Origin of the sequence: Synechococcus sp. R55.7 (assembly GCF_047461955.1) — a bacterium.
GTDB lineage: Bacteria > Cyanobacteriota > Cyanobacteriia > Thermostichales > Thermostichaceae > Thermostichus.
The window spans coordinates 1-7,327 of sequence record NZ_JANSIC010000025.1 but is presented as its reverse complement, the minus strand read 5'-3'; the positions used below and the strand labels follow the sequence as shown (position 1 = coordinate 7,327).

Sequence of the window (7,327 nt, the reverse complement as noted above, 5' to 3'; positions counted from 1 at the left end):
CGGATCAGGGCCACTCGGTTCTTCAGGCGAATATCGGCTCCCATGCGGTTGAGCTCGGGAATGTGGTGCATGCGGTTTTCAAACACTGTCTCCTCAATGGTGCAACTGCCCTCGCTCAAGGCGGCCAAGGCCATGATCGGCGCCTGCACATCGGTGGGGAAACCGGGATAGGGCAGCGTTTGAATATCAGTTGCCTGACAGAGCCAGCCTGAGCTCAGTTGAGCTGGGGCAATGCGCAACCGGTTTGGGCCCTCTTCTTCCACCCGCAGACCCATGGCTTGCAACTTGGCGATCACCGCCCGCAGATGATCGGGAATGACAGGGCCAACCGTGAGGTGAGAGCGGGTAATGGCCCCGGCAATGAGATAGGTGCTGGCCTCGATGCGGTCGGGAATGACCGTGTACTCTGTTCCATGCAAGCGGGGCACCCCTACCACCACAACCGTATTGGTGCCGATACCGCGAATGCGGGCCCCCATGGCTTGACAAAAGCGGGCCAGATCCGCCACCTCCGGCTCTTGGGCGGCGTTCTCGATCACCGTTTCTCCATCCGCCAGCGTAGCGGCCATCATCAAGGTCTCGGTGGCACCGACGCTGGGATAGTCCAGGTAAATACGGGTTCCCAACAGTTTACGGGCATAGGCATGAACCACCCCATGCTCGATTTGTACCGTCGCCCCCAAGGCTTGCAGACCCCGCACATGCAGATCCACAGGACGAGACCCGATCGCACAGCCGCCGGGCAAGGGAACTCTGGCCACCCCCAGCCGCGCCAACAGAGGCCCTATGATGAAAAAGCTGGCCCGCAACTGGCTGACCAATTCATAAGGGGCTTGAGAGGTTTTGAGGGAGCTGGCATCCAGGTCCAGGGTATTGCCAACATGGGAAACCTTAACTCCCAGCGTGGCCAGGATCTGCCCCATGCGTTCAATGTCCAGCAGACGCGGCACGTTGTGAATTCGACAGGCCTCAGGAGCCAAGATGGCCCCGGCCATCAGCGCCAAGGCAGAGTTTTTTGCCCCGCCAATAGGGATGTGGCCACTCAGGGTCTGCTTGCCAATGATTTTCAGCACTGGCCCCATCATCTCTGGCGCGGTTGCCATGCCGGTCTGGGGCGGCGTCAGGCCAGGCTCTAGGGGATCCGCCCCGCTGACGCGATTGTCAAAACCTTTCAATCTCCCTCCTCACCCACAAAAAATAGGCGAACCCTTCTCAGAGAATACTCTGGGGATCACAGCAGCGGCTAAACTCGCAAGCCAAATTGGGTGTGAGGAAGAAGTTCCCATGGCTGTGCTTCTATCCTGCAGCAGCGGACAGGGGAGCGGCTAGGCCAGTTCACCAGATGCAGGCTCTCAGCGAAGGCAACTGGGGGGCAGCCCAACAGCAGGGGGCGGTATGATGGATGCTCAGGGGAAGTGCTTGCAAGGAAAACAGGAAGGAGACAGCCGATGATCGCCACTCAAGTCTCTGCCCAAGAGTTGTTTCGGGCCGCCTATGAAAACCGCTACACCTGGGATCCCGCTTTCCCAGGCTACAGCGCCGAGGTCACCTATTGGGATGGGGAGCGCACATTCGTTGGGCAGGTGCGAGTGGGAGCAGACCTAAAGGCCACCGTTACGGGCGTAGAAGATGAGGAAGCTCGAAAAGCCATTCACAACCAACTCTGGGAGATTGCCGTTCACCGGGTGCGCCGCAGCTTCGACGAGACCCATGGGAACAACACCTTCCGTTACGGCCAAACCCTGCCCGATGGCACAGTAGAGATCCTGGTGGGGGGCAAAGCCGAAGGGGATCGCTACCACGTGCGCGATAACCAGGTTACCATGGTGCACCGGCATATCCACGGAGTGGTGGTTACCATCCACACCTTCAGCAGCCACGATACCGGCGAAGGCTATCTTTCCCACCGCTACGATTCCGTCTATCACGATCCCCAAACGGGCGAGCAAAAAGGCGGGCGCAGCCAATTCGAGGATCTGTACACAAAAGTGGGCAAGTATTACATCCTCTCGGAGCGGCGTATCCAGACGGAGACGGAAACCGGCCCTGTGGAGAAGCGCTTCACCTTCAGCAACTTGACCTTGCTGGACACTGGGGCGTGAGCGACCCGGCATTGACCCCAGCAGGGTAGGGGGCCAGCTCTCCCGTTCGTCACTGTTGGGCAGCTACCGGGAGGCTGAGTTCACGCCCTTCTTGGCGGCCAAGCCTTTCTCGATAACGGGAAAGCCGATCTGTAGGCTTTCAAGCTTTGTTGCAGAACGATCCTCCCGGTTAGAAAAAGCAAGAGAGCCTGAGCTATGCTTTGAATATTCTCCCGCCTGCGATTGGCATGGACAACACCACAGCAAAACCTGACCCGGATTCCGAAGCCCCCATTGGTGCCCCTGACCTGATCATTCGCCCCGCCCAACTGGGGGATCTGGAGGCTGTGGAAGAGATTTTGGCGCAAGCCTTTGATGAAGAGTACAGCAGCCGCTCGGTGGATATTCGTCGCCAAGTGCGGCGGTTGCGCCAGTGGTATGGGCCCCTGAAAACCCTGACCCTGTTTCCCAATCGCTTCCAGCACATGTTTACAGTGCATGTGGCGGAGCTGAAGGGCAAGATTCAGGGGGTGATTCAGGTTTCTCCCTTCAACCATTCCCGCAGCACCTGGCGGGTCGATCATATCGCAGTGGCGCCCTCTGCCCAGCGACAGGGGGTGGGATCCCGGCTGCTCAAGCACTGCATGGAGCACTTTCGGGAAGCTCGCACCTGGATCCTGGAGGTGAACATCCACAACAAGGGGGCAATGGCGCTCTACCGGCGCAACGGCTTCCAACCCTTGGCTCAGATCACCTACTGGTCGATTCCAGCCGATATTCTGGCAGCTCTCAGCCAGCACGAGCCCAAATTGCCCAACCTGGTGCCGGTGACCAACCGGGATGCCTATGCCATCTACCAACTGGATACGGGATCCATGCCGGCCACTGTGCGCCAGGTGTACGACCGTGAGGTGAACGATTTTCGCACTAGCCCACTGGATTGGCTTTTGGAGCAGGCCAAATGCGCCATTAGCCAGACGGAGCGGGTGGAAGTGTGTGTTTACGAGCCCGAACGCAAAACCGCCATCGGCTACTTCAACTTGAAGTTGGATCGCACCGGGCAGCAACCTCATGTGGCCAAGCTCACGGTTCACCCCGCCTACACTTGGCTTTACCCCGAACTCATGGCCAAGATGGCCCAGCTTACTCAGGCTCATCCGCCGCAATCTCTGGCCTTGGCCTCCACCGATTACCAGCCGGAACGGGAGGAGTTCTTGCTGAAGCTGGGAGCCCAGGATGTAGAGCGGACGTTGCTGATGTCGCGTTCGGTGTGGCACAAAATCCGCGAAAGCCGCCTCTTTACCTGGGATAGTGCTTATCTCAACGCGATGCTGCGGGGATTACAGGTGAAGCAGCCAGTGCCGGAGCGGTTTGAGGGGCCACCGGAAGGCTGGCTGGAGCACCACTTTCATCCCATCAGCCCAACTGAGCCGGATCCCAGCTCTGGTCGCATCAGCGGTGTGGAGTCTTCACCAGGGCTCTCCAGAGACTCCCAATCTGAGGCTTCTCCACCCCCTAGCTGATCGCGTCAGGGAGAGAAAACCCCAATCCCGGCTTGCTTGCACCTTGCGAAAAACGGATGAAAGACCCGAAGGGCAATTCTACTGCGGATCCCTCTTGGCGGGCGCTGATTCAGGCGGCACTGCACCGGAACCGTAGCGATCCCAGTGTGCGGTATTTGCAATTGGCCACGGTGGATCCCCAGGGGCATCCGCGCAACCGCACGGTCGTTTTCCGGGGGTTTTTGGGCGATACCGACCGCATTCAATTGGCGGTGGATAGTCGCAGCGAGAAGATCCGACAAATTGCCCACTGCCCCCAAGCCCAGATCTGCTGGTATTTCTGCAAAACCCGCGAGCAATTCCGCATCGCTGGCACCCTTGAGGCCATCGCCGCCGATCATCCGGATCCCCAGGCCCAGCGCCAGCGGCAGCAGTTGTGGCAACAGATATCGGAAAAAGGACGGCTCCTCTGGTTTTGGCCGGAACCCAAAGGGCTGCTTGCCCCGCCAGAGGCTTTTATCCAGGAGTTGCCGAAAGAGAAAGATCTGCTGCCTCCGCAGACCTTTGTGGCTTTACTGCTGGAGCCAACGGAGGTGGATCACCTACAGCTTAAGGGGGATCAGATCTATCCCCAATTGCGGACGGTGTACGAGCGCACTTCCAAAGGGTGGCAGCGTCGGGCTGTGAATCCCTAAAAGGGATCCAAACTTGCTTAGCCTGGTCTGGAGTGGGGGATCCCTTATTCCTTGTTCCTCCAAAGCACAGGGAATAGAGGAATGGACGTGTTAACGTAGCTGAACGATCGTGTTCTGCACGGTGGGGGCGTTATCCTCTGATGGAACTCTGTACGCGTATGGCTGGTCTATCAGGGGTAGGGCAGCAGTTGATGCCTTTTGTCTAACTCGACACGTATCACTTTGGCTTGCAGTGGTCTCGATGTGCGTCTTGATCTGCTCATTCGCTCAGGCTGTTGCCTCTTTTTTCGCCGGCGGCCCATTGCTGAACAGAGCTTTGAGGGGCAAGGGATCCCTAGTGTTGTCTGCCGCTCTGGTTGGGGTAGGGGTTCTCGTGCAGGGATTGAGGGCACAGACTCTGGAGAAACCGACGCTGAAAGCCTTGGAGGATTCCGTTGAGGGGAATGTTGTCCCTGTTCTGCCCTCAGAGCCTGTCTTATCCCCCCAGGCTGCCCCCACCTCCGCCCGCACAGGATCCTTTCGTGTCGGCAATCGCACGCTCCATCCGGTTCGGCTGGTGATCTTGATGCGCAGCGGCGAACGGATGATCAATCCGGAAACGGCCCACTGGGACTTTGCCCCTGGAGAGGGGGGGAGCGAAGGATTGCTGCTGAGCTTGGGAGAAGAACCGCTGCAAATCGGCCCCGGAGACATTGTGGTGGCTTTCGCCCTGGATGGAACCCGCCGCTATTGGGGGCCCAATGTGGTGGGAGAGTCTCTGGCCCCGTTTTGGGATGGGGAGAGCGGCTCCTGGTCGATGATCTTGCAGCCTTAGGGTGCTCCGCGCGCAGCTTGGACATTTGCAGCGGTCACCTCAAACTCCTCTGGGGCAACTTCTCCATTCCTCACTCTTCTGGGCCAAAGGGGGAGGATCCAAGCAACAGAACATTTTGAGAACAGTCTCCAAACCATAGTCATTTCAAGCTAGATTGAGACACTCCCCAAGCGCTCTGTGCCGCTGCCGCGACCAACCCCAGCTCTTCTCCCAGAGAGAGAGGGAAGTTAGGGAACAATGCAACAGAAATGTTTCATTCCTGTTTAATAATGACTACACAAGTGGCTGCGCAGTTTATAGCTCTGTAGGGTGTTGGCCAGCAGCATCGTTACCGTCATCGGCCCTACGCCTCCCGGTACGGGCGTGATGGCAGCGGCCAGCTCTTTGACCGCTTCATAGTCCACATCTCCCACCAATTGCTCGGCTCCGGTGGGGGTCTCGATGCGGTTGATGCCAACGTCGATGACCACCGCGCCGGGTTTCACCATGTCTGCCCTCAATAGGCGGGGGCGGCCCACGGCCATCACCACAATGTCGGCGGCGCGGGTCACTTCTGCCAAGTCGGGGGTGCGGGAGTGGGCTAGGGTGACCGTCGCATCGGCGGCCAACAACATCAAGCTCAAGGGCTTGCCCACCAAGATGCTGCGACCAACCACCACTGCCTTTCGGCCTGCAATCGGGATCCCTTCTGCTTGCAACAGGCGCATCACGCCCAAGGGGGTACAACTGCGCAAGCCGGGTTCGCCGCGCAACAGCCGGCCCAGGTTGAGGGGGTGAAGTCCATCCACATCTTTGCCGGGATCGATTGCCAAAAGGGGGGGGATGGGATCCCAGCCGGGGGGCAGGGGCAGTTGGACGAGGATGCCATCCACCCGCTCGTCCTGATTGAGTTGGTCGATGGTGTCGAGCAAATGGGCAGGGGAGTCTTGGGCGGAAAAATGTCGGCCAAAAGAAGCAATGCCCAACCGCTCACAGGCCCGCTCTTTGCCACGCACGTAAGCCGCACTGGCGGGATCCTCTCCAACCCGCAGCACTGCCAATCCCGGTGGCCGCCCCACCTGGGGTATCCAAGCTTGCACTTGGGCGGCCATCTCCGCTTGCAAGCGGGCGGCTAAGGCTTTGCCATCGAGGATCTTTGCGGGCATGGGGGCGCAAGGATAAAGACAACCATCCAACGACCATCCATAGTGAAGCAGAATGGCGACAGCAGTGCAGGGGGAATGATCAGGTGGGATCCCTATGATTCGGGCAGGTCTTCTTCCTCTTGGCCCAATTGCTCGATGATGATCTCCACCTGCTGCCGCTTTTGCTCCAGGAAGTCCGCGCAGGTTTTCAGGGTTTGGGCGGCCTGTTGAAAGCGCTCCACCACTTCCGCCAGATCCAGTTCCCCCGATTCAATCTGGGCAATCAAAGTTTCCACCTCGGCAATGGCTGCTTCATAGCGCCACGGCTCCTCACGTTTGCGGCGGCTCATGGCTCTCCTCTACTCGTACCCATAGGCTTCCCGAGGCCAGTTGTATCATCAGGCGGGTTTGGGGAGGCAGGCGATGGGTGCGGATCAGGGATCCCTCTTCATCTCGCACCAAGGCATAGCCCCGTTTCAGAATGGCTTCGGGATCGAGCGCTTGGAGGCGATCTTGCAGGGCCTGTTGGTGCTGTTGGCGTTGCTGGAAGCGATGGCGCACGGCTTGGAGCAGGCGATGTTGGTGTTGGGTCAAGCGATCCTGGGCCTGTTGCAACAGCCGCTCTGGATGCACGTAAGCCAGGTGGTGTTGGGCCTGCTGCAAACGCTGCTGGGCCCTTTCCAAAGCTTGGCGAGTGCGTTCGATCAACTTCTGGCGCAACTGGGATCCCTGACGCTGCAATTCCCCCAGATCCGGCACGATCCGCTCGGCAGCTGCCGTTGGGGTATGGGCGGCGTAGTCGGCAGCGTAGTCAGCCAGGGTTTCATCCCGCTGGTGGCCAATCCCGGTGACCACCGGGATCCGACATTCGGCAATGGCTCGCACCACCCGCTCATCGTTAAAACAGGCCAAATCTTCGCTGGCTCCACCGCCCCGCGCCAAAAGAAGCACTTCCGCCCGCCCATCCTGTTCCACCCGGCGAATGGCCCGCACAATTGATTCCGGGGCCGCCTCCCCTTGCACTTGAGCTGGGGAGAACAGCACCCGTAGCCCGGGGTAGCGCTGGTTGAGGGTGCGCCGAATATCTCCCCAGCCGGCAGCGTGGGGGGAA

General features: G+C 59.3%; 8 protein-coding genes. 4 read left to right on the top strand and 4 right to left on the bottom strand.

What is annotated here, in order from left to right; translation table 11 throughout:
• On the bottom strand, positions 1-1,175 hold a 1,175-nt coding region (murA, locus tag NW820_RS02445), incomplete at its 3' end, for a UDP-N-acetylglucosamine 1-carboxyvinyltransferase (protein ID WP_414406593.1).
• Positions 1,176-1,448: 273 nt separating this feature from the next.
• Here murA and NW820_RS02440 point away from each other — a divergent pair.
• The 4 genes from NW820_RS02440 (at position 1,449) to NW820_RS02425 (ending at position 5,092) form a co-directional block, all read left to right on the top strand.
• Positions 1,449-2,102, top strand: coding sequence for a DUF3386 domain-containing protein (locus NW820_RS02440; protein WP_414381692.1), 654 nt, complete (start codon positions 1,449-1,451; stop codon positions 2,100-2,102).
• 227 nt (positions 2,103-2,329) lie between these two features.
• On the top strand, positions 2,330-3,604 hold the full coding sequence (locus tag NW820_RS02435) for a GNAT family N-acetyltransferase (RefSeq protein ID WP_414406592.1): 1,275 nt from the start codon (positions 2,330-2,332) through the stop codon (positions 3,602-3,604).
• Between the two features lie 56 nt (positions 3,605-3,660).
• Positions 3,661-4,278 carry an Npun_F5749 family FMN-dependent PPOX-type flavoprotein gene (locus tag NW820_RS02430; protein ID WP_414406591.1) on the top strand — a complete coding sequence of 206 codons (618 nt, stop codon included), beginning with the start codon at positions 3,661-3,663 and terminating at the stop codon, positions 4,276-4,278.
• A gap of 340 nt (positions 4,279-4,618) precedes the next feature.
• Positions 4,619-5,092, top strand: coding sequence for a hypothetical protein (locus tag NW820_RS02425; protein WP_414406590.1), 474 nt, complete (start codon positions 4,619-4,621; stop codon positions 5,090-5,092).
• Between the two features lie 263 nt (positions 5,093-5,355).
• On the opposite strand, the gene folD is transcribed toward NW820_RS02425, so the two are convergent.
• The 3 genes from folD to xseA form a co-directional block, all read right to left on the bottom strand.
• Entirely contained in the window at positions 5,356-6,237 is an 882-nt protein-coding gene (gene folD, locus NW820_RS02420) for a bifunctional methylenetetrahydrofolate dehydrogenase/methenyltetrahydrofolate cyclohydrolase FolD (RefSeq protein ID WP_414344695.1), read from the bottom strand.
• A 92-nt stretch (positions 6,238-6,329) separates the two neighbouring features.
• A complete protein-coding gene (xseB, locus tag NW820_RS02415; RefSeq protein WP_011431761.1) occupies positions 6,330-6,566 on the bottom strand; it encodes an exodeoxyribonuclease VII small subunit in 237 nt (78 codons plus the stop codon).
• Positions 6,547-7,327, bottom strand: a 781-nt coding sequence (gene xseA / locus NW820_RS02410) for an exodeoxyribonuclease VII large subunit (RefSeq protein ID WP_414406589.1), incomplete at its 5' end; no start/stop codon positions are given. The genes xseA and xseB, both read right to left, overlap by 20 nt.